This window comes from Streptomyces humi, from assembly GCF_001005085.2.
Taxonomy (GTDB): Bacteria; Actinomycetota; Actinomycetes; order Streptomycetales; family Streptomycetaceae; genus Streptomyces; species Streptomyces humi.
In genome coordinates, this window is record NZ_LBMU02000023.1 from 396,896 (window position 1) to 418,743 (window position 21,848).

General features: G+C 73.1%; 21 protein-coding genes and 1 tRNA gene. 16 read left to right on the forward strand and 6 right to left on the reverse strand.

Translation table 11 applies throughout. The annotated features are described in order from the left end of the window. Positions 1–105: 105 nt before the first annotated feature. The 3 genes from AAW13_RS10860 (at position 106) to AAW13_RS10870 (ending at position 4,361) form a co-directional block, all read left to right on the forward strand. The gene (locus AAW13_RS10860) at positions 106–1,080 is read left to right on the forward strand and encodes an ornithine cyclodeaminase family protein (protein ID WP_046728217.1); all 975 of its coding nucleotides are present in this window, start codon (positions 106–108) and stop codon (positions 1,078–1,080) included. A 10-nt stretch (positions 1,081–1,090) separates the two neighbouring features. After that, positions 1,091–2,110 (forward strand): dihydrodipicolinate synthase family protein, encoded by a 1,020-nt coding sequence (locus AAW13_RS10865; protein WP_046728121.1) that lies wholly within the window; start codon positions 1,091–1,093, stop codon positions 2,108–2,110. Between the two features lie 61 nt (positions 2,111–2,171). After that, positions 2,172–4,361 (forward strand): ATP-binding SpoIIE family protein phosphatase, encoded by a 2,190-nt coding sequence (locus AAW13_RS10870; protein WP_079178771.1) that lies wholly within the window; start codon positions 2,172–2,174, stop codon positions 4,359–4,361. 28 nt (positions 4,362–4,389) lie between these two features. On the opposite strand, the gene AAW13_RS10875 is transcribed toward AAW13_RS10870, so the two are convergent. The 4 genes from AAW13_RS10875 to AAW13_RS10890 form a co-directional block, all read right to left on the reverse strand. Then, on the reverse strand, positions 4,390–4,917 hold the full coding sequence (locus AAW13_RS10875; RefSeq protein ID WP_046728122.1) for an NUDIX hydrolase family protein: 528 nt from the start codon (positions 4,915–4,917) through the stop codon (positions 4,390–4,392). Positions 4,918–4,959: 42 nt separating this feature from the next. Further along, on the reverse strand, positions 4,960–6,105 hold the full coding sequence (locus AAW13_RS10880) for an amidohydrolase family protein (RefSeq protein ID WP_046728123.1): 1,146 nt from the start codon (positions 6,103–6,105) through the stop codon (positions 4,960–4,962). After that, on the reverse strand, positions 6,105–7,508 hold the full coding sequence (locus AAW13_RS10885; protein ID WP_046728124.1) for a type I glutamate--ammonia ligase: 1,404 nt from the start codon (positions 7,506–7,508) through the stop codon (positions 6,105–6,107). Before AAW13_RS10885 ends, AAW13_RS10880 begins: the two co-directional genes overlap by 1 nt. Positions 7,509–7,656: 148 nt before the next feature. Next, positions 7,657–8,127, reverse strand: a complete 471-nt coding sequence (locus tag AAW13_RS10890; protein WP_046728125.1) for a Dps family protein — start codon at positions 8,125–8,127, stop codon at positions 7,657–7,659. Between the two features lie 228 nt (positions 8,128–8,355). Between AAW13_RS10890 and AAW13_RS10895 the strand changes: the two genes are divergently transcribed. From AAW13_RS10895 to AAW13_RS10915, 5 genes are all read left to right on the forward strand, one after another. Beyond that, the gene (locus AAW13_RS10895) at positions 8,356–9,129 is read left to right on the forward strand and encodes a sulfite exporter TauE/SafE family protein (protein ID WP_046728126.1); all 774 of its coding nucleotides are present in this window, start codon (positions 8,356–8,358) and stop codon (positions 9,127–9,129) included. A gap of 104 nt (positions 9,130–9,233) precedes the next feature. After that, entirely contained in the window at positions 9,234–9,398 is a 165-nt protein-coding gene (rpmG, locus tag AAW13_RS10900) for a 50S ribosomal protein L33 (RefSeq protein WP_046728127.1), read from the forward strand. A gap of 44 nt (positions 9,399–9,442) precedes the next feature. Then, the gene (locus tag AAW13_RS10905) at positions 9,443–9,703 is read left to right on the forward strand and encodes a type B 50S ribosomal protein L31 (protein ID WP_046728128.1); all 261 of its coding nucleotides are present in this window, start codon (positions 9,443–9,445) and stop codon (positions 9,701–9,703) included. A 37-nt stretch (positions 9,704–9,740) separates the two neighbouring features. Next, on the forward strand, positions 9,741–9,863 hold the full coding sequence (ykgO, locus tag AAW13_RS10910) for a type B 50S ribosomal protein L36 (protein ID WP_046728129.1): 123 nt from the start codon (positions 9,741–9,743) through the stop codon (positions 9,861–9,863). 98 nt (positions 9,864–9,961) lie between these two features. After that, positions 9,962–10,747, forward strand: coding sequence for a cobalt-precorrin-6A reductase (locus AAW13_RS10915; RefSeq protein WP_046728130.1), 786 nt, complete (start codon positions 9,962–9,964; stop codon positions 10,745–10,747). Between the two features lie 164 nt (positions 10,748–10,911). Here the strand turns inward: AAW13_RS10915 and cobF are convergent, their stop codons facing one another. Both cobF and AAW13_RS10925 read right to left on the reverse strand, forming a co-directional pair. Next, positions 10,912–11,694, reverse strand: coding sequence for a precorrin-6A synthase (deacetylating) (gene cobF / locus AAW13_RS10920; protein WP_046728131.1), 783 nt, complete (start codon positions 11,692–11,694; stop codon positions 10,912–10,914). Between the two features lie 45 nt (positions 11,695–11,739). Then, complete coding sequence (locus AAW13_RS10925; protein ID WP_046728132.1) at positions 11,740–12,258, reverse strand: DUF309 domain-containing protein; 519 nt, start codon at positions 12,256–12,258, stop codon at positions 11,740–11,742. Between the two features lie 103 nt (positions 12,259–12,361). Here AAW13_RS10925 and AAW13_RS10930 point away from each other — a divergent pair. From AAW13_RS10930 to AAW13_RS10965, 8 genes are all read left to right on the forward strand, one after another. Next, positions 12,362–12,435: transfer RNA gene (locus tag AAW13_RS10930), tRNA-Pro, on the forward strand. Positions 12,436–12,744: 309 nt separating this feature from the next. Next, positions 12,745–13,479 carry a YoaK family protein gene (locus AAW13_RS10935; RefSeq protein WP_046728133.1) on the forward strand — a complete coding sequence of 245 codons (735 nt, stop codon included), beginning with the start codon at positions 12,745–12,747 and terminating at the stop codon, positions 13,477–13,479. Between the two features lie 28 nt (positions 13,480–13,507). Next, positions 13,508–14,473 carry a D-2-hydroxyacid dehydrogenase family protein gene (locus AAW13_RS10940; protein WP_046728134.1) on the forward strand — a complete coding sequence of 322 codons (966 nt, stop codon included), beginning with the start codon at positions 13,508–13,510 and terminating at the stop codon, positions 14,471–14,473. Positions 14,474–14,613: 140 nt separating this feature from the next. Next, on the forward strand, positions 14,614–16,704 hold the full coding sequence (locus tag AAW13_RS10945; protein WP_046728135.1) for a DUF8189 domain-containing protein: 2,091 nt from the start codon (positions 14,614–14,616) through the stop codon (positions 16,702–16,704). Positions 16,705–16,718: 14 nt separating this feature from the next. Further along, a complete protein-coding gene (locus AAW13_RS10950) occupies positions 16,719–18,011 on the forward strand; it encodes an ABC transporter substrate-binding protein (protein ID WP_046728219.1) in 1,293 nt (430 codons plus the stop codon). A gap of 1 nt (position 18,012) precedes the next feature. Further along, positions 18,013–18,948 (forward strand): carbohydrate ABC transporter permease, encoded by a 936-nt coding sequence (locus AAW13_RS10955; protein ID WP_046728136.1) that lies wholly within the window; start codon positions 18,013–18,015, stop codon positions 18,946–18,948. Further along, the gene (locus AAW13_RS10960) at positions 18,948–19,796 is read left to right on the forward strand and encodes a carbohydrate ABC transporter permease (RefSeq protein WP_046728137.1); all 849 of its coding nucleotides are present in this window, start codon (positions 18,948–18,950) and stop codon (positions 19,794–19,796) included. Before AAW13_RS10955 ends, AAW13_RS10960 begins: the two co-directional genes overlap by 1 nt. Continuing rightward, the gene (locus AAW13_RS10965) at positions 19,793–21,847 is read left to right on the forward strand and encodes an alpha-galactosidase (RefSeq protein ID WP_046728138.1); all 2,055 of its coding nucleotides are present in this window, start codon (positions 19,793–19,795) and stop codon (positions 21,845–21,847) included. Before AAW13_RS10960 ends, AAW13_RS10965 begins: the two co-directional genes overlap by 4 nt. The last annotated feature ends 1 nt before the right edge of the window (position 21,848 follow it).

Genomic DNA, 21,848 nt, shown 5'->3' on the forward strand with positions numbered 1-21,848 from the left:
CACACCTTGTCTGTACAGAATATCCAATGTTCAATGTCCAGCACATTGGATCCTGTACGGGCTCCTGTGCTCCCGGCCTTCCTCGCGCATCCCGACGGAGTGCACGTGACGATCTTTCTCACCGACGCCGACGTCCGAGCCGCGTTCGGCTGGCCCGAGGCCGTCGCCGCCCTGCGCGCGGCCTACTCCGCGCCCCCGGACGAGTCCCGCTTCCCGCCCCGCGCCATGGCCCGCGCCGAGGGCCGGTGGCTGCGCACCCTCAGCGGGGTGCCCGGCGACGGTGCCCCGATGGGCGCCAAGCTGATCGCGGCCGCCCCGCGCAACCGGCGTGCCTCGTACCTGATCCCCCTGTTCGACCAGGAGACGGTCGAACTGCTCGCGTTGCTCGACGGCAACGCCGTCACCGGGTTCCGTACGGCGGCCACCTCGGCGCTCGCCGTCGACGCGCTCACCCCTGCCGGGCCGTTGACGGTCGCGGTGATCGGCTCCGGCTTCGAGGCACAGCACCACGTCCGCGCCCTCGCGGCGACCCGCGAGCTGTCCTCGGTCACCGTGTTCAGCCCCGATCCGGCCGGCCGCGCCCGGTTCGTGGACCGGCTCGCCGACCTGGAGCTGCCGTTGCGCACCGCCGGCAGTGCCGCGGCGGCCGTCGACGGCGCCGGGCTGGTGCTGTGCGCGGCGCGGTCCAGGGACGAACGGCCCACCCTGGCCGCGGCGCCGCCCGGCGCCACGGTCGTCTCGATCGGTTCCACGCTGCCCGAACAGCGGGAGCTGGACACCGCGGTCGTCGAGCGGGCCGACCTGATCGTCGCCGACGAGGTCCACGAAGTGGCGTACGGGACCGGGGACCTGATCGCCGCGAAGGAGGCGGGCGTCGACCTCGCCGGCAGGCTGGTCTCCCTCGCCGACGTCATCTCCGGGCGGGCGCCGGGGCGTTCGGGCCCGGACGCGACCGTCGTCTACAAGTCCGTCGGCTCGGCCGTCCAGGACCTCGCGGTCGCCGCGATGTGCCTCCGGCGGGCCGCGGAACTCTCCCTCGGCACCGAACTGCCGGTCACCGTCCACCCGGTCGTGAAGTGAAAGGACCGACATGGCCCGTTACACCCGCGCCGAAGCCCGCGAATGGGCGCGCGAACACCTCGTCGGCGTCGTCAACTGCACCATCCCCTCCTTCACCGGCGACCTGAGGCACATCAACGAGAAGGCGATCCGGCACGACACCCGGCTCGCGATCGAGCACGGCTTCATGGGCACCCTCGGCGTCAGTGAGGTCGCCATCCAGCTCCCCGAGTACCTGGACTTCCTGCGGATCATCAAGGACGAGGCGGGCGACGGATTCCTGCTCACGCACCACGCCAGCTGGAGCACGCTGGAGCAGAACATCGACGCGGTGCGCGGGGCCGAGGAGGCCGGTGCGGAACTCGTCCTCCTGTCCTACCCGCCGAACTTCTACCCGGAGTCCGAACAGGACGTCTACGACTACACCAAGGCGGTCTGCGACGCGACGAACCTGGCCGTCATGCTCTTCCCCATGTACCTGTGGGGGTTCAGCCCACGCGTCCACCCCTCGGACATCCCCGTCCGCCTGCTGCGGCGGCTGATCGACGACTGCCCCAACATCGCCGCGATCAAGGCCGAGGGCGGCTTCCCGGGCATCCAGTCCGTCATCGAGTGCCACCGGCACTTCGGCGACGAGGTGGTCATCTCCATGCCCGTCGAGAGCGAGCTGATCCCGCTCGCCCAGATCATGCCGCTCCGGTTCTCCGCCACCAGCGACCACGAGTACTACGGACCCATGATCCCGCGCGCCTTCCGCCTGCTGCGCGAGGGCAGGTACGACGACGCGGCCGACCTCTACTGGCGGCTGCACCCCGCCCGCAGGATCAAGGGAGGGCTCGCTCCGGCCCTGCACGGCGGCGCCTTCCTCAACCGGCAGGCGTGGAAGTTCCAGGGCTGGCTCCAGGGGTACAACGGCGGCCCGCTGCGCCAGCCCACCCAGCGCATCCACGACGCGCAGATGACCGCCCTGCGCAAGGGGCTCGTCGACGCGGGCCTGGAGCCGAGCATGGACCCGTTCCGCGAGTTCTTCGTGGGCAGGAACCCCGCATAGCCCTCGACCCCGCACGGCTCCCTCCGGTCGTCTCCCCGGACCACGGCGTTAACCTGTCGTTATGTGCCCGAACCGCCCGGAGGGGGCCGAATCCGACCTGTCCCCGGCCGTCAGGACGCGGGCGAAGGCGCTGGCACTGGCGCTCCGGCAGGCCACGGCGAGCGTCGGGGGCCGGGGCGCGCTGCTGCACCGCTGGGACCCCGGCACGGGCATGCTGACGCTGGTGGCGGCGGACGGCGTCGCCGCCGGGGCCGCGCGGGCCTGGAGCGAGCTGCGGGAGGAGCAGGACGTGCCGCCGTCCTGCGCGCTGCGGCGCGGAGTCCTCGTCCGGACGGCCGGGGACAGCCTCGGCACCGGCGCCGCCGGCACGGTGGCGGTCCCCCTGGTCGGGGCCGACGGGCCGATCGGCGCGCTGTCGGTCCTGCTGTCCGGGCCGGACGGACCCGACGACGTACAGCGGTCCTTCCTGCACGCGGTCGCCGCCTGGGCCACCGAGCGCCTGGAGCGCCCCGCCGGCCCGCCGTACCGGGAGTACGACCCGGAACACGAGAAGACGGTCCGGACCGTGGAGCTGACCGCGGCGCTGTCTGAGGCCGTGACCGCCCAGGACGTCGTGCGGGCCGTGGCCGAGCACGTCCTGGCACCGTTCGGAGCCGAGGGGCTGATCGTCTCCGTGTTCGAGAACGGGCGGCTGACCAGGGTCGGCGAGGTCGGGTACCCGCTGGACTACCTGAAGAGGTTCGAGGGCCCGCTCAACGCCGGCATGCCCATCACCGACGTACTGCGGTCCCGCAAGCCGCTGTTCCTGGAGTCACCGGCGCAGATCTACCAGCGCTATCCCGCCGTCACCGACAGGATCCTGATGGGCACCTCGCCGAAGATGGCGTGGGCGTTCCTGCCGCTGGTCGCCTCCGGTCGGGCGGTCGGGGTGTCGGTCCTGTCGTACAGCCGGCCGCGCACCTTCGACGAGGCGGACCGCGCCCTGCTGACCGCGTTGAGCGCGCTGGTCGGCCAGGCGCTGGAGCGGGCCCGGCTGTACGACCTGGAACACGCCCGGGCCCAGGAACTCCAGAGCGCCCTGCTGCCCCGCACGCTCCCGCGGCTGCCCGCCGCCGTCGCGGCCGCCCGCTACCTCCCGGCGGGCCGCGGCGAGCAGGTGGGCGGTGACTGGTTCGACGTGATCCCGCTCTCGGCCGACCGGGTCGCCATGGTGATCGGTGACGTGATGGGCCACGGCATCGCGGAGGCGGCGACCATGGGCCGGCTGCGTACCGCCGTGCGCACCCTCGCCGACCTGGACATGGCCCCGGACGAACTGCTGGGCCATCTCAACGACCTGGTCAGCGACCTCGGCGAGGACTTCTACGCGACCTGTCTGTACGCCGTGTACGACCCGGTGGGCCGCACGTGCTGCTACTCCCTGGCCGGTCATCCGCCACCCGTCCTCGTGTACCCGGACGGCACCGTCCACAGCCCGGTGGTGAGCCCGGACCCGCCGCTCGGCGCCGCCACGCCGCCGTTCGCCGCGCACGAACTGCCGCTGCCCGACGGGAGCCTGGTCGTGCTGTGCACCGACGGGCTCATCGAATCCGCCGACCAGGACGCCGAACAGGGACTGACGGAGCTGCTGCGCGTGCTCTCCACGGCCACAGCGGCCGGCCCGGCCCGCCGCACCGGTACCGACCAGGAGGAGGACGCCCGGCGGCTGGAGGAGCTGTGCGACACGGTCGTCTCGGCGCTGGTCCCGGACCGGGAGCACACCACCGACGACGCGGCGCTGCTCATCGCCCACACCCATGCCATGGCCGCCGACGACGTCGCCTCCTTCGGCCTGCCCGACGACCCGCGGGCGGCCGGCCAGGCCCGCGAGCTGGTCCGCGACCAGCTCGCCCACTGGGGCCTGGACGATCTGTCGATGACCACCGAACTCCTGGTCAGCGAGCTGGTCGGCAACGTGATCCGGCACGCCAAGGGCCCCCTGCGGCTACGGCTGCTGCGCAGCCGCATCCTGACCTGCGAGGTCTACGACGGGAGCCTGAGCACCCCGCGCATCCGGCACGCCACCTACACCGACGAGGGCGGCCGGGGTCTCCAGCTGGTGGCCGCGCTGTCCCGGCGCTGGGGCGCCCGCTACCTCAGCGACGCCAAGTGCATCTGGACCGAACAGGACATCCCGAACGGCTCCGGGGACCGGACGCCGCCGCACTGGTCCCGGCCCGCCGAGCCGGCGCCCTCGATACTCCGGTCGTGACAGGCAGGACCCGACGGGCCGCGGTCGGCTAGCTCACGAACCCCACGTGCGCCAGGGCCTGCTTGAGCAGTACCCCGTGGCCACCGGGCATCTCGCCCTGCACGGCGATGGACACGGCCTCCTGCGGGCTGAACCACACCAGGTCCAGCGCGTCCTGCCGAGGCCGGCAGTCACCGGTGACCGGCACGATGTAGGCCAGCGACACCGCGTGCTGACGCGGGTCGTGGTACGGGGTGACACCGATGGTCGGGAAGTACTCGGCCACCGTGAACGGCTGGAGCGAGGCCGGCACCCGGGGCAGCGCGACCGGGCCGAGGTCCTTCTCCAGGTGGCGGAGCAGGGCGTCGCGGACCCGCTCGTGGTGCAGGACGCGGCCCGAGACGAGGGTCCGGCTGACCGTTCCGTCCGGGCCGATGCGGAGCAGCAGCCCGATGCTGGTGACTTCGCCGCTGTCGTCGACGCGCACGGGCACGGCCTCCACGTACAGGATCGGCATGCGGGCGCGAGCCATCTCCAGCTCGTCGGAGGACAGCCAACCGGGCGTGGTTTCGGTCATGTCAGACATTGCTTGATCATACTTTCCGGGCGGGGCGCGCGTTCAGTCGCGGCCGGGTTCGGATGCGGGAAGTCCGTAGAGGCGACGGGCGTTGTCGCGTCCTGTCCAGGCGGCGATCCGCACCGCGTCGGTCGGGCTCAGTTCGTCGGCGTCCACCCGCTCCTGGAGCAGTCCGGCCAGCCCGCGCCGGAAGGACAGTGCCCCGAGAAGATGGAACTCGGCCACACCATAGGCGTCCGAGCTGTACAGCAGTTTGCGGAACGGAGTGATCTCCATCGCCTCCGCCAGGACCGCCCCGGCCCGGTGGGCGCCCACGTAGTGCAGCGCGAGCCCGACATCGAGGTGCACGTGCTCGAACACCGTTGCCAGGTAGGCGGCCTGGCGTTGGTAGGGCCAGCAGTGCAGCAACAGCACCGGGACCGTGCCGGTGGTCAGCCGCAGCCAGTCGGTCAGCAGCGCCGGGTCCGCGCGGTGCAGCCGGAGGTCGGAGTCCCCGAAACCCGCGTGCAGTTGGAGCGGCACCCCGAGGGCGACGCCGGTCCACAGCAGATGGCGCATCAGCACCGGGTCGGTGAGCCGGCCGCCGCCCTCCGCCAGCCACAGCGCGGCGGCGCGGGTCACCTCGGCGTACGTCGGCCGGGCCGGGTTCAGGCCGAAACCGGTGCGGTAGGCGGCCACCGACTTCACCGCGACCACCCCGGGCCGCCGTACCGCCGTCTCGGCCGCCGCCCGGAAGGCGCTCGCGTACTCGTCCGCCTCGACACCCCGCGCGGCCACCGCCTCGGCGATGCCCTCCAGCCGCACCACCTCGTAGGCGGTGCCGCCGGCCGCCTCGGCGAGTTCGGCGGGGGAGGTGACCGGATGCGGTGCGTACCCGGTGTCCACGCAGAACGCCTCCGCGTGCGCGGCCGTCAGGAACCGGCGGTTGACCTCCCGCCAGCCCAGCTCCGCCCGGCGCGCCAGGTACTCGGCGGCCGGGGCGTGCCGGTCCAGACCGAGCAGCGGTGCGCAGTGCCGTCGTACGGCGATGCCCACCGGGCTGTCGAACGGCGACACGCCGGGCCAGGCCTCGCCCTCGGTCAGCAGCGACGCGAACTTCGACTCGGTCAGGTCGGCGGTGACCGCGCCGTGGCAGTGGTGGTCGACGAGGGGCAGCGCGTCGAGGGCTTCCGCCACCGGTCCCGCCATCAGTACTTCCAGCGGTAGGCCGCCGCCACCCCGGCGTCGTCGAGCCCCGCGACCGACCCCGACTCGCCCTCGCGGACGGCGATCACCGCGTCCGCGAGGACCGTCCCGAGCGCGTCCCGCAGCACCTCGTCCTTGCGGAACTCCTCCACGGCCTGCGGCAGCGAGGTCGGCAGCCGCCGCACCCCGCGGGCCACCGCCTCGTCCGGGATCAGCCGCGCCGGGTCGTCGATGACCTCCTCGGACAGCGCGGCCGCCGTGCCGAGCCCGTCCAGGCCGGCGGTGATCGCGCAGCCCAGCGCCAGATACGGGTTGGCGGCCAGGTCGACCGGCTTGATCTCCAGGTTGGCGTCCTCGCCCTGGTGGCCGGTGGTGCCGGTGACGACCCGGATCCCGGTCTCGCGGGTCTCCCGGCCCCAGGCCGTGAACACCCCCGCCCACTGGGAGGGTCTGAGCCGCAGATAACTGGCCGGGCTCGGTGCGGTCACCGCCGTCAGCGCGGGCAGGTGCGCCAGCAGACCGGCCACGAACGACTCCGCGGCGGCCGTCATGCCGTACCGGGCATCGCCCCCGGCGTGCAGGTTGACCCCGTCGCGCCAGACGGAGAGATGGAGGTGGCCGCCGTTGCCGACGCCCCGTTCGGTGACGGCCGGCGCGAAGGAGACGCGCAGTCCGTGCCGCTGCGAGACGGCCCGGACGGTCTGCCGTACCAGCACACTCCGGTCGGCCGCCGCCACCGGGTCCGCCGCGTCGGTGGAGAGCTCGAACTGGCCCGGCGCGTACTCGGGGTGCAACTGGGCGACCGGCACCTCCTGCGCCTCCAGGGCCGCGAGCAGGTCGGCGGTGTAGTCGCCGAGCTCGATCTGCCGGGTCGCGCCGTACGCCGGACCCGAGGTCGCCGGCACGAACTCGTCGGCCGGCGCGGCGGCCCGGCCGAGGGACCACTCGATCTCGACGCCCGCCCGGAAGGTGACGCCGTGCCGGTGCTGCGCGTCGGCGAGGACCCGGCGCAGGAAGGTCCGGCCGCACCCGGGGTGCGGGGTGCCCTCCTGGGTGAACCGGTCGACGGGGGCCCAGGCCCAGCCGGGCTGCCCGGCCAGCACCACCAGCCGGTCCAGGTCGGGATACATGCGCAGGTCACCGTCGGGTGAGCCGAGGACGTCGGTGCGCACGATCGCGTCGTTCGCCAGGAAGGTGTCGAACACCGGGGACATGCCGACACCCCGGGCCACCGCCGAGTGCAGTTGCCGGCAGGGGACGGTCTTCACCCGGCAGATCCCCGCGGTGTCCACATAGGCCAGCACGATCCCGCGCACACCCTGCGCGGACAGTTCGTGGGCCAGGGCGTGGGCACGGGCGAGATCACCGGGGTGCCCGCCGGGCACGGGGTCCACCAGGGGTGGCATACGACGTCCTCCTCGACGGGCGGATGCACGTGTCCCGGTCAGGGTTTCACGGCGACCGTGCCGAACCGCGGCACCGGCGCCGGGAAGTCCGTACCGGCGCGCCACCGCGGACCCGCCCGTCGAGGAGGCCGTTCAGGACGCCCGCGGCTCAGCTGTTCTCGGCCGCGAACATCCAGCGCTGCTTCTCCAGGTCGGCGGTGATCGCGATCAGCAGGTCCTGGGTGACCGGGTCGGGCTCGTCGGTCGCGGCGATCCGCTCGCGCAGCCGCCCGATCGCCGACTCCAGCGTCCGCACCATCAGGTCCACGACCTCGTCGTCCCGCAGCCAGCCGTCCTTGGCCCCGGGCAGCGCGAAGGCCGCCGCGACGGTCTCCGGACGGCCGTCCGGCGGCACGCCCAGCGCGGCGGCGCGCTCCGCGACGGTGTCCGAGTGGGCGCGCGCGGTGGCGACCACCTCGTCGAGCTGGAGATGGATCGACCGGAAGCGCGGTCCGACGATGTTCCAGTGGGCCTGCTTCCCGATCAGCGACAGTCCCAGCAGATCCACCAGGGTCTCCTGCAAAGCCGTCCCGGTGACCTGGAGTGCTCCGTCGGGCAGCGTGCTCTTCACGACGGTCATGGCCGCGTCTCCCTCTCCTTCTGTTCGTTCTGTTCCGATCCGCTTCATGACTGTTCGGGCCGCTTGGATCCGCTTCGGAGTGCTTCATTCCGTGCGGCCGTGGAAGCCCGTGTGCCCCCGCTGACCAGGCGCAAACGCGTGCGGCCGCAGACGTGCGGAGTGACCTGGCGAAGCCGGTGAGACGCCACTTACCCCACGGGCTTGTCTGGACATAGCATCGGTCTCCGCATGAACACGATGACCCTCTGGCACATATCCGGCTGGGAGTTCGCCGCCCTGGCCTTCGCCGCGCTCCTCGTCGGCTTCTCCAAGACCGCCGTCAGCGGCGCCAACACCGTCAGTCTCGCCGTCTTCGCCGCGGTCCTCCCGGCCCGCGCGTCCACGGGTGTCCTGCTGCCGCTGCTCATCGCGGGCGACGTGCTGGCCGTCGCCACCTACCGCAGGCACGCCCACTGGCCCACGCTGTGGCGGCTGTTCCCGGCGGTGGCCGCGGGCGTGGTGATCGGCACGGTGTTCCTGGTGTGGGCCGACGACGGGGTCGTACGGACCTCGATCGGCGCGATCCTGCTGCTGATGGCCGGGGTCACCCTGTGGCGGCGGCGCACGGCCGACGGCCCCGAGGATCCGGACGCGGTCACCACCCGCGCGGGCCGGGTGAGGGCCGGTTCCTACGGCGTCCTCGGCGGCTTCACCACGATGGTCGCCAACGCGGGCGGCCCGGTGATGTCCCTCTACCTGCTGTCGGCCGGCTTCCGCAAACTCGGTTTCCTCGGCACCTCGGCGTTCTTCTTCCTGATCGTGAACGTCTCCAAGGTCCCTTTCAGCGCCGGGCTGGGCCTGATCGACGGCGACTCGCTGCTCCTCGACGCCGCGCTCGTGGCCTTTGTGGTGCCCGGCGCGGTCATCGGCCGATGGGCCGTGGAGCGGATCAACCAGCGGCTGTTCGAGCAGCTGGTCATCGCGGCGACCATCGTCGGCGGGCTCCAGCTGCTGCTGCGCTAGCGGATCCGAGAGGCCGGGAATGCGCCGGGGGGAGGCGTTGTTGGACCGGTCGTGATTGACATGCTCGGATCAGTAGTTCCGGGTGTGGATGAAGGGAGGACCTCATGGCCCGCAGTACCGCGCGTCCCGTCGTCAGGCTGAAGTCGACGGCCGGGACCGGCGTCACCTACGTGACCCGCAAGAACCGCCGCAACGACCCCGACCGGCTGGTCCTGCGCAAGTACGACCCGGTGGCCGGCGCGCACGTGGACTTCCGCGAAGAGCGCTGACGCGAACCACCGCGAACCACCCCACCGTCCCTGGAAGGAACCCCATGAAGTCCCGCATCCATCCCGACTCCCGGCTCGTGGTCTTCCGCGACCGTGCCGCGGACACCGCGTTCCTGACCCGCTCCACCGCCGACTCGTCCCGGACGATCGAGTGGGAGGACGGCAACACCTACCCGCTCGTCGACGTCGAGGTCTCGTCGGCGTCGCACCCCTTCTACACCGGCCGGACACGGGTCCTGGACAGCGCCGGCCGGGTGGAGCGCTTCGAGCGCCGCTACGGCCGCGGCGCCGGCGCCCGCGGCTGACCCCGGCCCCGGTGACCGACCCGAGGAGGACAGAACCATGAAGGTCCGCAAGTCCCTGCGTTCACTGAAGGCCAAGCCCGGCGCCCAGGTGGTCCGCCGACGTGGCGTGGTCTACGTGATCAACAAGAAGGACCCCCGCTTCAAGGCCCGCCAGGGCTGACGACGGTCCGGTCCCGCGACGGCCGCCCGGCACTCCGCCGGGCGGCCGTCGCGCGCCCTGCCGGACACCGGCCGGCAGGGGGCCCGTACGCTCGGCGCATGTCCCCGCACGTGCTGATCCTCGGCGGCACCGCCGAGGCCCGTGAGCTGGCCGCCGCGCTCGCCGCTCGTCCCGGTGTCCGCGTCACCACCTCCCTCGCGGGGCGCGTCGGCAGGCCGGGCGCACTGGCCGGCGCGGTCCGGACCGGCGGTTTCGGCGGGTCCGCCGGACTCGCCGACTGGCTGCGCGAGCACCGCGTGACCGCCCTCGTGGACGCCACGCACCCCTTCGCCGAGACGATCACCGCGAACGCGGCGCGGGCCGCGGCGGAGACCGGCGTCCCCGCCCTGGTCCTGAGCCGCCCGGGCTGGCGGCCCGGCCCCGGGGACCGCTGGCACCCGGCGGACTCCCTGGCCGCCGCGGCGGACCTGCTGCCGCGCTTCGGCCCGCGCGTCCTGCTGACCACGGGACGCCTCGGGCTGTCCGCCTTCGCCCACCTGACGGACCGGCACTTCGTCGTTCGGTCCGTGGAGCCCCCCGAACCCCCCATGCCCCCGCACACCGAGGTGCTGCTGGCCCGTGGCCCGTTCACGGTGGCCGGCGAGACCGCGCTGCTGTGCGAGAACCTGATCGACGTCCTGGTGACGAAGGACAGCGGGGGAGCGGCGACGGCCGCGAAACTCACGGCCGCCCGCGAACTGGGCCTGCCCGTCGTCGTCGTACGAAGGCCTCCGCTGCCGGCCGGCGTGACGACGGTGCCGGACCCGGCGGGCGCGCTGGCCCGCCTGGACCTCGGCCCGGGACGAGCGCCACGGGCGACCGCCGAGGACGACGACGGCGGGTGACCGCCGGGTCCGACGGCGGCGGGTGACCGCCGGGTCCGGCGACGGGTTACCTCCGGGTCCGACGGCGGGTTACCGCCGGGTCCGACGGCGGCGGGTGACCGCCGGGTCCGGCGCACCGGGCCTCGCGGCGACCGTGGTCCCCGGCGCAGCCGCCTCAGTGAGGGTCAGTCCTCCTGCCGGCCTCGCGGATGGCGGCGCAGCAGATAGGTGTCCATGATCCAGCCCTTGCGCTCCCGCGCCTCGGCCCGCAGTCGCTCGATGCGCGGCGCGGCCTCGGCGATCGGACCCGCGACCAGGATCTCGTCCGGGGTGCCGAGGTAGGCGCCCCAGTAGATGTCGATGTCCTGGTCCGCGTACCGCCGGAAGGCCTGGTGCGCGTCCAGCATCACCACCACGTCGTCCACCCCGTCCGGAAGCCCTTCGGCGAGCCGCCGGCCGGTGGTGATCTGCACCGGCCGGGCCACCCGGTTCAGGCCGGTACGGTGCCGGGCCACCAGCGAGGAGACGCTGCTGATACCGGGCACCACGTCGTACGCGAACACCACCGTGCCCCGCTCCAGCACCTCGGCCAGGATCGCCAGCGTGCTGTCGTACAGCGAGGGATCGCCCCACACCAGGAAGGCGCCGGTCTGCTCCTCGCCGAGCTCCTCGCGGATCAGCCGCTCGTAGATGTCCGCGCGGGCGCTGCGCCAGTCCCCGACGGCCGGCGAGTACGCGCCACCGCTCGCCGCCCGGTCCCGCTCCGGGTCCCGCGCCTCGACCAGCCGGTAGCCGCCGTCCGGTATGTGCGTGTCGAGCATGTCCCGGCGCAGCCGGGTGAGGTCGCTCTTGACCTCGCCCTTGTCGAGCAGGAAGAACACGTCCGTGTCCCGCAGCGCCCGGACCGCCTGGAGGGTGAGCTGGTCGGGGTCGCCCGCGCCGATACCGATGACATGAATCTTTCGCACGCCCCCGAGTCTGCCGCATGCCACTGACAGCGGGTCACCCCGGTGCTACGGGGCGCCGCGCAGCCGGGGCGCCTCCGCCCCCGCCTCGACGCTCCTGCCGCCGCTCCCGTCGCCCTCGACCCGCCCCGCCAGCTCCCGGGCCCAGCGGGCGAGCCCGGCCACGTCCATCCCGTACGGCCGCCGCTCACCGCTCCCGGCCGCCCACTCCTCGACCGCGCCGGCCCCGCGCCGCAGCAGCCGCGCCCCGCCGGTCACGTTCCCCCGGGCCGCGTGCGTGAGTCCCACGGCCAGCTGCGCCAGCCCCCGCCACAGCGCCCGCTGCTCCTCGGGCCCCGACTTCCAGGCGTCCTCGAACACCTCGTGAGCGTGGAACGGCTTCCCGGCGTCCAGCAGTGCCTGCGCCTCGGCGACCGTCTCCGCGGGAGTCCGTACGACCCCCTCCGGCTGCCGCTCGACGCCGTGCGCGCCGTACGGCAGCGGCCGCCCCAGCCCGTCGCGGGGCCGGGCGTTGCGCGCCCGGCCCTCGGTGTCCCGGTCCCGTTCCGCTGTCCGCGCCTTCTCCATACGACCGATTGTCCCTCCCCTCCCACGTCCGCTTTCGGCGCCTGCGGGTCCGTGGGGTAAGGTGCTGTTCGCGCGATCACGCGGGCCACCGCGGTGAGCGCACCGGGACGTGGCGCAGCTTGGTAGCGCACTTGACTGGGGGTCAAGGGGTCGCAGGTTCAAATCCTGTCGTCCCGACTTGCGGATTCGCAGGTCAGAGGCCGTTTCAGAGGACATCTGAAACGGCCTTTCCGTCGTTCTCGGGAATGCCCCAGGGTCTCACTCGGTGTTGCTCATGGCGCCGGACGTCCCACCGTACTGCCCGTCGCCGGGGCCGTGAGGCGTTCGCGATCAACGAGTCGTACGATACGGCGGCCGGCCCGCGACCGTGCCGGGGGCGGCCGCGCGGGACGTCGCCGCCTGCGGGGATCCCCGTGTGGGACCGCTCGGCCGCCCGGAGTTCACGCCGGAGGCCGGGCCGGTCCCGGCGACTGTGGAGGTTCGACCATGTACGCCGTACTCAGGGACGCGTGGGCCACGGTGGTGCCGGACCGGCGGGACCGGCACGGCCCGCTGCCCCCGGTGATGCTCGTCCTGACCGTGGTGACCGGCCTGGTGGACGCCTTCAGCTACCTCGTCCTCGGCCATGTCTTCGTCGCCAACATGACCGGCAACGTGGTCTTCTCGGGCTTCGCCGTCGCCGGCGCCGCGGGCTTCTCCCTGGCCGCCTCGCTGACGGCGCTCGCCGCCTTCGCCGTGGGCGCCCTGCTCGGCGGCCGGGTGGCGCACGGCGCCCGGTCCCACCGCGGCCGGGTACTGCACCTGGCGCTCGTGCTCGAGACGGTCCTCGTACTGGCCGCCTGCCTCGTCGCCGAGACCACCGGCTCCCCGTACCCGGGCCCCGCGCGGTACGCGCTGATCGTCCTGCTGGGCCTCGCCATGGGCGTCCAGAACGCCGCCGCCCGCGCCCTCGCCGTCCCCGACCTGACCACCACCGTGCTGACCCTGACCGTCACCGGCATGGCCGCCGACAGCGGAGCGGCGGGCGGCCCCGGCGGCAGGGTGGGGCGCCGTTCCGTGTCCGTGCTGGCCATGTTCGCCGGCGGCCTCGCCGGGGCCGTCGCGGTCCTGCACGGCGGAGCCGCCCTGCCGCTGCTCTTCGCCACCGTGCTGCTCGCGGCCGCAACCGCCGCGTCCTTCGCCCTGACCCGCTCCGGCGAGGCCTGGACGCGCCCGCTGTGACCGGCCGCCGACGAGAAAGAATGCCCGCATGACCCTTAGCTGTGCCGTACTGGACGACTACCAGGGCGCCGCCCTGGCCCTGGCCGACTGGAGCCCTCTCGCCGGGAAGGCCGAGGTGCGCACCCTCCGCGAGCACATCGCCGACCGGGACGGACTCGTGGCCGAGCTCGCCGACTGCGAGATCGTCGTCCTCATGCGCGAGCGCACCCCCGTCGACGCGGACCTCCTGCGGCGGCTGCCCCGGCTGCGCCTGCTGGTCACCACCGGGATGCGCAACGCCTCCGTCGACCTCGCCGCGGCTGCCGCCCAGGGCGTGACCGTCTGCGGCACCACGAGCAGTCCCGCCCCGCCCGTCGAACTGACCTGGGCGCTGCTGCTCGGCCTGGCCCGGCAGGTCACCGTGGAGCAGCGCGCGCTGCGCGAGGGCGGGCCGTGGCAGTCCACCGTCGGCCAGGACCTGGCGGGCCGGACCCTCGGCCTGCTGGGACTCGGCAAGATCGGCACCCGGGTGGCGCGCGTGGCCACCGCCTTCGGCATGGACGTGCTGGCCTGGAGCGCGAACCTCACCGCCGAGCGGGCGGCCGACGCCGGAGCGCGACTCGCCGCGAGCAAGGAGGACCTGCTCGGCCGCAGCGACTTCGTCTCCGTCCACCTCGTGCTCTCCGACCGCACCCGCGGACTGCTCGGCGAACCCGAGCTGCGTGCCATGCGCCCGCACGCCTACCTCGTCAACACCTCCCGCGCCGCGATCGTCGACCGGAGCGCGCTCCTGCGTGCCCTCGGCGAGGGCTGGATCGCGGGCGCCGGACTCGACGTCTTCGAGACCGAGCCGCTGCCCGCCGACGACCCCCTGCGCACCCTGCCGAACGTGCTGGCCACCCCGCACCTCGGCTATGTCACCGAGCACAACTACCGCACCTTCTACACGGAGGCGGTGGAGGACATCACCGCCTTCCTCGACGGCACGCCCGTCCGGGTACTGACCGGCGGCTGAGGTGACCGGCGGCTGAAGTGACCGGCCCACCGAGCCCGTCCGGGCTCGGTTCGGGCTCAGCTCGGGCTCGGTTCGGGCCACTGCTCCTAAATTAGTAATTAATCTTGACACTGTTTCCGCCGCGGGCCACAGTCGTCGCCGTGACGAACGTGACTCTGCCCCGAGCTGCTCTCTCGGCCGCGATCGCAGCGGTCCTGGCCGCCACCGCGACCCCCGGCGCCGCGGCCGCCGTCGACCAGGGCGCACCCGCCTACTACGACAGCGGTCTCGCGCGGACCCCCTACATGGGCTGGAACTCCTACTACGGCCTCGGCGCGCCCACCGAGAAGGAGGTCCGCTCCGTCGCCGACAAGCTGGTCGGCAGCGGTCTGCGCGACGCCGGCTACGACATCGTGTGGCTGGACGGCGGCTGGCAGGCCGACAACCCCCGTGACGCACAAGGACGGTTGACGGCCAACCCGGCACGCTTCCCCTCCGGCATCCCGGCGCTCGTGTCCTACCTGCACGAGCGAGGGCTGCGCGCCGGTATCTACACCGACGCCGGCACCTACGACGGCGGCAGGAGCTGCGGCCTCGGCAGCCGCGGGTACTACGCCCAGGACGCACGGCAGTTCGCGGACTGGAAGATCGACGCGATCAAGGTCGACTTCCTGTGCGGGATCGGCGCGAAGCTCGATCCGGGGCCCGCTTTCCAGGAGTTCAGCGACGCGGTCGCCAAGTCCGGCCGCAGGATGCTGCTGAACCTGTGCAACCCGCTCACCGACGACTGGGGCCTGCCGCACACCCCCGAGCAGGACGCCCACAACACCTACGTCTACGCGCCGACGACCGCCGACTCCTGGCGCACCGGCACCGACATCGCCTGGGGCACCCCGAGCCCCGGCCAGTGGCCCGACGTGCTGCGCAACATGGACGCCAACGCCTGGCACCCCGAGGCCCAGGGCCCCGGCCACTACAACGACCCCGACTACCTCATCCCCATGCGGAGGATGACCGACGGGTCGTACGAGCTCACCCAGGAGGAGTCCACCACCCAGTTCGTGATGTGGGCCGAGATGGGCTCACCGCTGATGCTGGGCTCCGACCCGCGGACGCTGCCCGACGCGATGATCAGGACCCTCCGTAATCCCGAGATCATCGCCGTCGACCAGGATCCCCTCGCGATCCAGGGCGTCCGGGTGGCGACGGACCCGGTCGGCGACGTGTACAGCAAGGTCCTGCGGGGGACCGGGCAGCGCGCGGTCGTCCTCCTGAACCGTTCCGACCGGCCGGCCGGGCGCACCGTGCGCTTCGCCGACACCGGCCTCGGGGGCCCGGTGCGCGTCCGCGACCTGCGGGCACGGGCCGACCGGGGCACGCACACGGGGTCGTACACCGTGGAGGTCCCGGCGCACGGCACCGCCTTCCTGAGGCTGACCGGCGCCGACGCCCCGCCGGGGACCGACCTGGGCGTGACGGCCACGGCGAGTCCCGCCGTGACGAGCGACGGTGCCACCTTCCTCCGGGGGCCGCACGGCTCACTCGTCGAGCGGACCGGCGGGCGGACGCAGGACCTCGGGGGGCCCGCCGGGGGCCGGATCCTCGGCCAGCCCGCCGTCTACGCTTCGGCCGGCGGCCGGACCGACGTCTTCGTGCGCGGCGCCGACTCGCGGGCCTACCGGCGGGTCCACGCCGCCGGCCGCTGGGGCCGGTGGGAGCCCCTGGGCGGCGGCGCGTTGACGGACGCGCCGACCGTGGCGTTCACCGACCCCGCCCACTGGACGCTGTTCGCGCGCGGGACCGACGGCACGGTCGCGCAGCGCGGCCCGGCCACCGGCTGGTCCTCGCTCGGCGCGCCCGGCGCCCTGACGACGTACGGCCGCCCGTCCGCCGCCGTCGACGCGCAGGGGCGCGTCCATGTCGCCGTACGCACCGCGGCCGACGACGTGTGGACCCGGACCCGGGACACCTCGGGCGAGTGGTCCGCGTGGACCTCACTCGGCGGCACCGTCAGCGGCAGCCCGACGCTGGTCGCCGTCGGCGACACGGTGCTGCTGTACGCACGGGCCGCCGACTACACGCTCTGGCAGCAGCGGTACGCCGACGGCGGCTGGCAGGGCTGGAGCAAGCGGCAGGAGTTCCCGAGCGCCGCGTTCGACGGCTCGCTCGGCGCGGTCGCCGGACCCGACGGAGCCGTGGACGCGGTGTTCCGCGGAGTCGACGGCCACGTGTACCGGACCGAACTCAAGTGAACGAGGAATCCAACATGGCCCACCTTCAGCCCAGCCGACGCCGGTTCCTCGCCGGACTCGGCGCCGCCGGGACAGCGGCGATGCTCAGCGGCTGCGTCACCTCCGCCGCCACCGGCAAGAACTCCTCGAAGGGCGCGGTGACCCTCCAGTCCAACCTCTCCGCGCCGCAGGCCAAGGCGGCGATGGAGGACCTGGTCGCCGCGTACGGCAGGAAGCGCTCCGGCAGGGCCGCCCTTAACACGGTGGCCGCCGAGACCTTCCGCACCCAGCTGCCGACCTACCTCACCTCGGCCAACCCGCCGGACGTGCTCACCTGGTACCCGGGCTCGGTCGCGAACGCCTACGCCAGGAAGAACCTGCTGCTCGACCTCGACGAGGTGTGGAACTCCTCGCCCGACCTCAAGAAGTACAGCAAGGCGCTGCACTCGCTCTGCACCTCCAGCGCCGGCCGGAAGGTCTTCGTGCCCGCCACCTACTACTGGTGGGGCATGTTCTACCGGAAGTCGCACTTCGCCAGGTGGGGCGTCACCGAACTCCCCGAGAACTGGGACGACTTCCTCGGCCTGTGCGACCAGCTCAAGAGCAAGGGCGTCGCCCCGATCGGGCTCGGCGCCGGCGGCAACACCCCCTGGGTGGCGTCGGCCTGGTTCGACTACCTCGACATCCGGATCAACGGCGCCCCCTACCACCGCGAACTCCTCGCCGGAAAGCACCGGTTCGACGACCCCGAGGTGCGCGAGGTCTTCGACCGCTGGCAGGAGGTGCTGCCGTACTTCGACCCCAACGGCACCGCACTCGCCTTCCAGGACGCCACGACCGCGCTGCTCGGCGGCAAGACCGGCATGATGCTCATCGGCACCTTCTTCGCCGACTCGGCGCCCGCAAGCGCCCTGGACGACATCGACTTCTTCCGCTTCCCGGTCATCGACTCCAAGGTCCCGCTCGCCGAAGAGGCCCCGGTGGACGGCTACTTCGCCAGCGCCCGCACCGGCCGCGCCAAGCAGGTCCACGACCTGATGAGCTACCTGGCCACCGCGGAGGCCCAGGAGATCTACATCAAGGGCTCCTCCGGCACCGTCCTGCCCTGCAACCCGGACGCCAAGGACGCCGGCACCGCGCTCGTGAAGAAGGGCCGCGCGCACGTGGCCTCGGCCGCCGAGATCACCCAGTTCTTCAACCGCGACTCCAGCGACGCCCTCCAGCCCACCGCGGACACCGCACTGACCAAGTTCCTGGCCGAGCCCAAGCAGGTGGGCGGCATCCTCACCGACTGGCAGCGCGACGCCCAGAAGATCTGGAACGCCTGACGTGGCCGTGCTGACCGCCCCCGACCGGAAGTCCCCGGCCCGCGTGCCCACAAGCGGCAGGCGGACCCGGGTCCCCGGGCGCGTCCCGCCCCTGGTCCTCGCCTTCGTCCTGGTCCCGCTCCTCGCCGAGGCGCTGTGGGTGTTCTGGCCCGCCGTGCAGGGCTTCTACCTCGCCTTCACCAAGTGGGACGGGGTCTCCCCGCCGCGCTTCACCGGGCTCGGCAACTTCCGGGAGATGGCCCACGACGACGTCTTCCGCGGCGCGGCCTGGCACACGGTGCTCTGGCTGGTCCTCTTCGGCGGCCTGTCCGCCGTTCTCGGCCTCGCCGCCGCGCTGCTGCTCCAGCAGGAGCGCCGCGGAGTCGGCCTCTACCGGGCCGCGCTGTTCCTGCCGGTCGTCTTCTCGCTGGTCGCCACCGCCCTCGTCTGGCAGGCGATCTACCAGCCCGACGGCGTCCTCGACCGGCTGCTGGCCGCCGTCGGCCTCGGCGGTCTCCAGCACGCCTGGCTCGCCGACCAGGACACCGCCCTGTACGCGGTGATCGTGCCCGCGCTGTGGCGGCAGATCGGCTACGTCATGGTGCTCTACCTGGCCGGCCTCAAGGGCATCGACCCGGCGCTCCACGAAGCCGCCAAGGTCGACGGCGCGAGCGCCCGGCAGCGCTTCCGGCACGTCACCCTGCCCCAACTGCGCGGCGTCAACGCGGTCGTCCTGTCCGTCATCGTCATCGACTCGCTGCGCTCCTTCGACGTCGTCTGGTCGCTGACCCGCGGCGGCCCCTACCACTCGTCCGAGCTGCTGAGCACCTACATGTACTCGACCGCCTTCCAGTCCCTGCGCCTCGGCTACGGTTCCGCCCTGGCCGTCGTCATCTTCGTGCTCGCCTTCGGGGTCATCGCCTCCTATCTCGTCCGCGCGTTCCGGGAGGCCGACTGATGTCCGCCGGCTCCACGGCCCTGCGCCGCAGACGGGCCGCGACCGCCGGATTCCACCTGGGCGCCGGTGCCCTGGCCGCCGTGTGGCTGCTGCCCATCGCGCTGGTCCTGGTCACCAGCCTGCGCACCTTCGACGACATCGCCGCCCACGGCCTGGGCAGTTGGCCGCGCTCCTTCACGCTGGCCAACTTCGGCCAGGCCTGGACCGACGGCGGCCAGCAGCGGGCCCTGGTCAACAGCCTGCTGGTCACCGTCCCCTGCGTCCTGATCACCCTGGCCCTCGCCGCGATGGCGGCGTTCGCCCTCAGCCGCTACGAACTCCCCTTCCGGCGCTTCCTGTTGCTGCTGATGCTCGGCGGCAACCTGCTCCCGCCGCAGATCCTGCTCATCCCGGTGTCCAAACTGAGCGAGCTGATGGGCGTCTACGACACGCTGCCCGCGCTCGCCGGCGTGCAGATCGGCTTCGGCGTCGGCTTCTACGTCTTCGTCCTGCACGGGTTCATGCGGTCGATCCCGGTGGAGATCCAGCAGGCCGCGGTCGTGGACGGCGCCGGGCCCTGGCAGATCTTCTGGCGGATCATCCTGCCGCTGACCCGCCCGGCCCTGGCCGCGCTCAGCGCGCTGTCCTTCACCTGGATCTTCAACGACCTGCTCTGGGCGATCACGGTGCTGCGCAGCGACAGCAAGATGCCGATCACCGCCGCCCTCATCGGACTCCAGGGCCAGTACGTGTCGATGTGGAACGTGATCGCGGCCGGTTCCGTGATCGCCGCGGCGCCCACGGTCGCCGTGTTCCTGCGGTTCCAGCGGCACTTCGTGGCCGGCCTCAACCTGGGGGCGGTCAAGTGACGTACCAGCGCTGGACCCTGCGGACGGAGAACACCGGCTACACCGTCCGGCTCTCCCCGGACGGCCCCTGGGCCGAGCTCGACGCCTGGGGCCCGCTCGGCGTGGAGGACGGACCGTCCGCCCTGGAGCGGTCCCGCCGCACCCACTTCATCACGCCGGCCGACGCGGCTCCGGCCGAGTACCTGCCGTACGGGCTGCGGCCGTTCACCGGGTCCGAGGTGGTGGCCGCACGCCCGGACGGCGACCAACGGGGCATGTGGTGGCGGTTCGAGGGCGCGGACGCCACCGAGGGGTCCCTGCGGCTGGCCTTCACCGACGACGTGACCGGAGTGCGGACCGTCCTCGGCTACGAGAGCGTGCCGGGCACCGACGTGATCCTGCGGTGGGCCGAGTTCACCGCCCGGGACGAGGTCCGCCTGGAGCGGCTCGACTCGGCCGCCGTGAACATCCCGGTCAGCGGCCCGGCCCGGCTCACGTATCTGAGCGGACAGTGGTCGCAGGAGTTCCAGCGCACCCGACTCGACCTCGACAGAGGCACGTTCACCATCGGCAGCCTCCAGGGCGCCCCCGGGCACGCGTACGCGCCGTGGCTCGCCGTGCAGGACGGCGACGCGGCCTACGGCATCGCCCTCGAATGGCCCGGCAACTGGCACATCACGGCCGAGGCCGAGCCGGGCGGCAGCCTACGGGTCCGCGCCGGACGCGTCCCGCACGAGGGCGCCGTCCGCCTGGCCCCCGGCGAGACCCTGGTGACACCCCGCCTCGCCTGCGCCTTCAGCCCGGACGGACTCGACGGGCTGTCCCGGGTCTGGCACCGCTACGAACGCCGTCTCACCGGCGAACGGCTGCACCGCCCCCGCAAGGTCCTCTACAACTCCTGGGAGGCCACCGGCTTCCACGTCGAAGCGGCCGGCCAACTGGAGCTGGCCCGGACGGCCGCGGACATCGGCGCCGAGCTGTTCGTCGTGGACGACGGCTGGTTCACCGGCCGCCACGACGACACCGGAGGACTGGGCGACTGGCACCCGGACCCGGCCGCCTTCCCGGACGGCTTCGGGCAGTTCGTCGCTCAGGTACGGGCGCTGGGGCTGGACTTCGGCCTGTGGGTCGAGCCGGAGGCGGTCAGCCCCGGCAGCCGGCTGCACACCGAGCACCCCGACTGGGTCTACCGCGTCGACGGCCGCCCGGCCCGGCTCGTCCGCAACCAGCTGCTCCTCGACCTCGGCCGGACCGACGTCCAGGACTTCGTCGTCGGCACCCTCGACCGGCTGCTCGGGGAGTACGACATCAGCTACCTGAAATGGGACATGAACCGCCCGCCCACCGAACGCGGCCGCCCCGGCGCGGGCCCCGTCGACCTGGACGCCGAGCACGTCGCCGGCTACCTCAGGGTCCTCGACCACCTGCGCACCGCTCATCCCAGGGTCACCGTCGAGGGCTGTGCCGGCGGCGGCCGCGTCGAGCACGCCACCATCGCCCGCACCGACGTCGTCTGGCCCAGCGACAACACCGCGCCCCTGGACCGGCTGCGCATCCAGCACGGCTTCCTGCACGCCCACGCGCCCCACGTGATGAGCTCCTGGGTCACCGACGCCCCCGGTGTCCTCGACCCCCGCCCGCGCAGCCTCGCCTTCCGGTTCGTCAACGCCATGTGCGGGGTGCTCGGGATCGGCGCCGACCTGCGCGCCTGGACCCCGGAGCAGCGGGCCGAGGCCGCCCGGTGGATCGCCCGCTACAAGGAGGTCAGGGACGTCGTCCACCACGGCGAGGCCCGCCTGCTCGGCACCCCGGACGACGCCACCTGCGGGGTCCAGTACGACGCCGGTGACCGCACCGTCGTCGCCGCCCTCTCCACCGGCCGCCTCGACGGGGCGCCGCTGCTGCCCGGCCGCCCCGCCCGGCTCCGGCTGCGCGGCCTGGACCCGGCGGCACGCTACCGGGACACGGTCACCGGAACGTCGTACGGGGGCGCCCACCTGCTCCACCACGGCCTGCCGTTCGCCTGGAGCGCCGGGCACGATGCCGACCTGGTGGTGCTGACCCGGCTGTAGG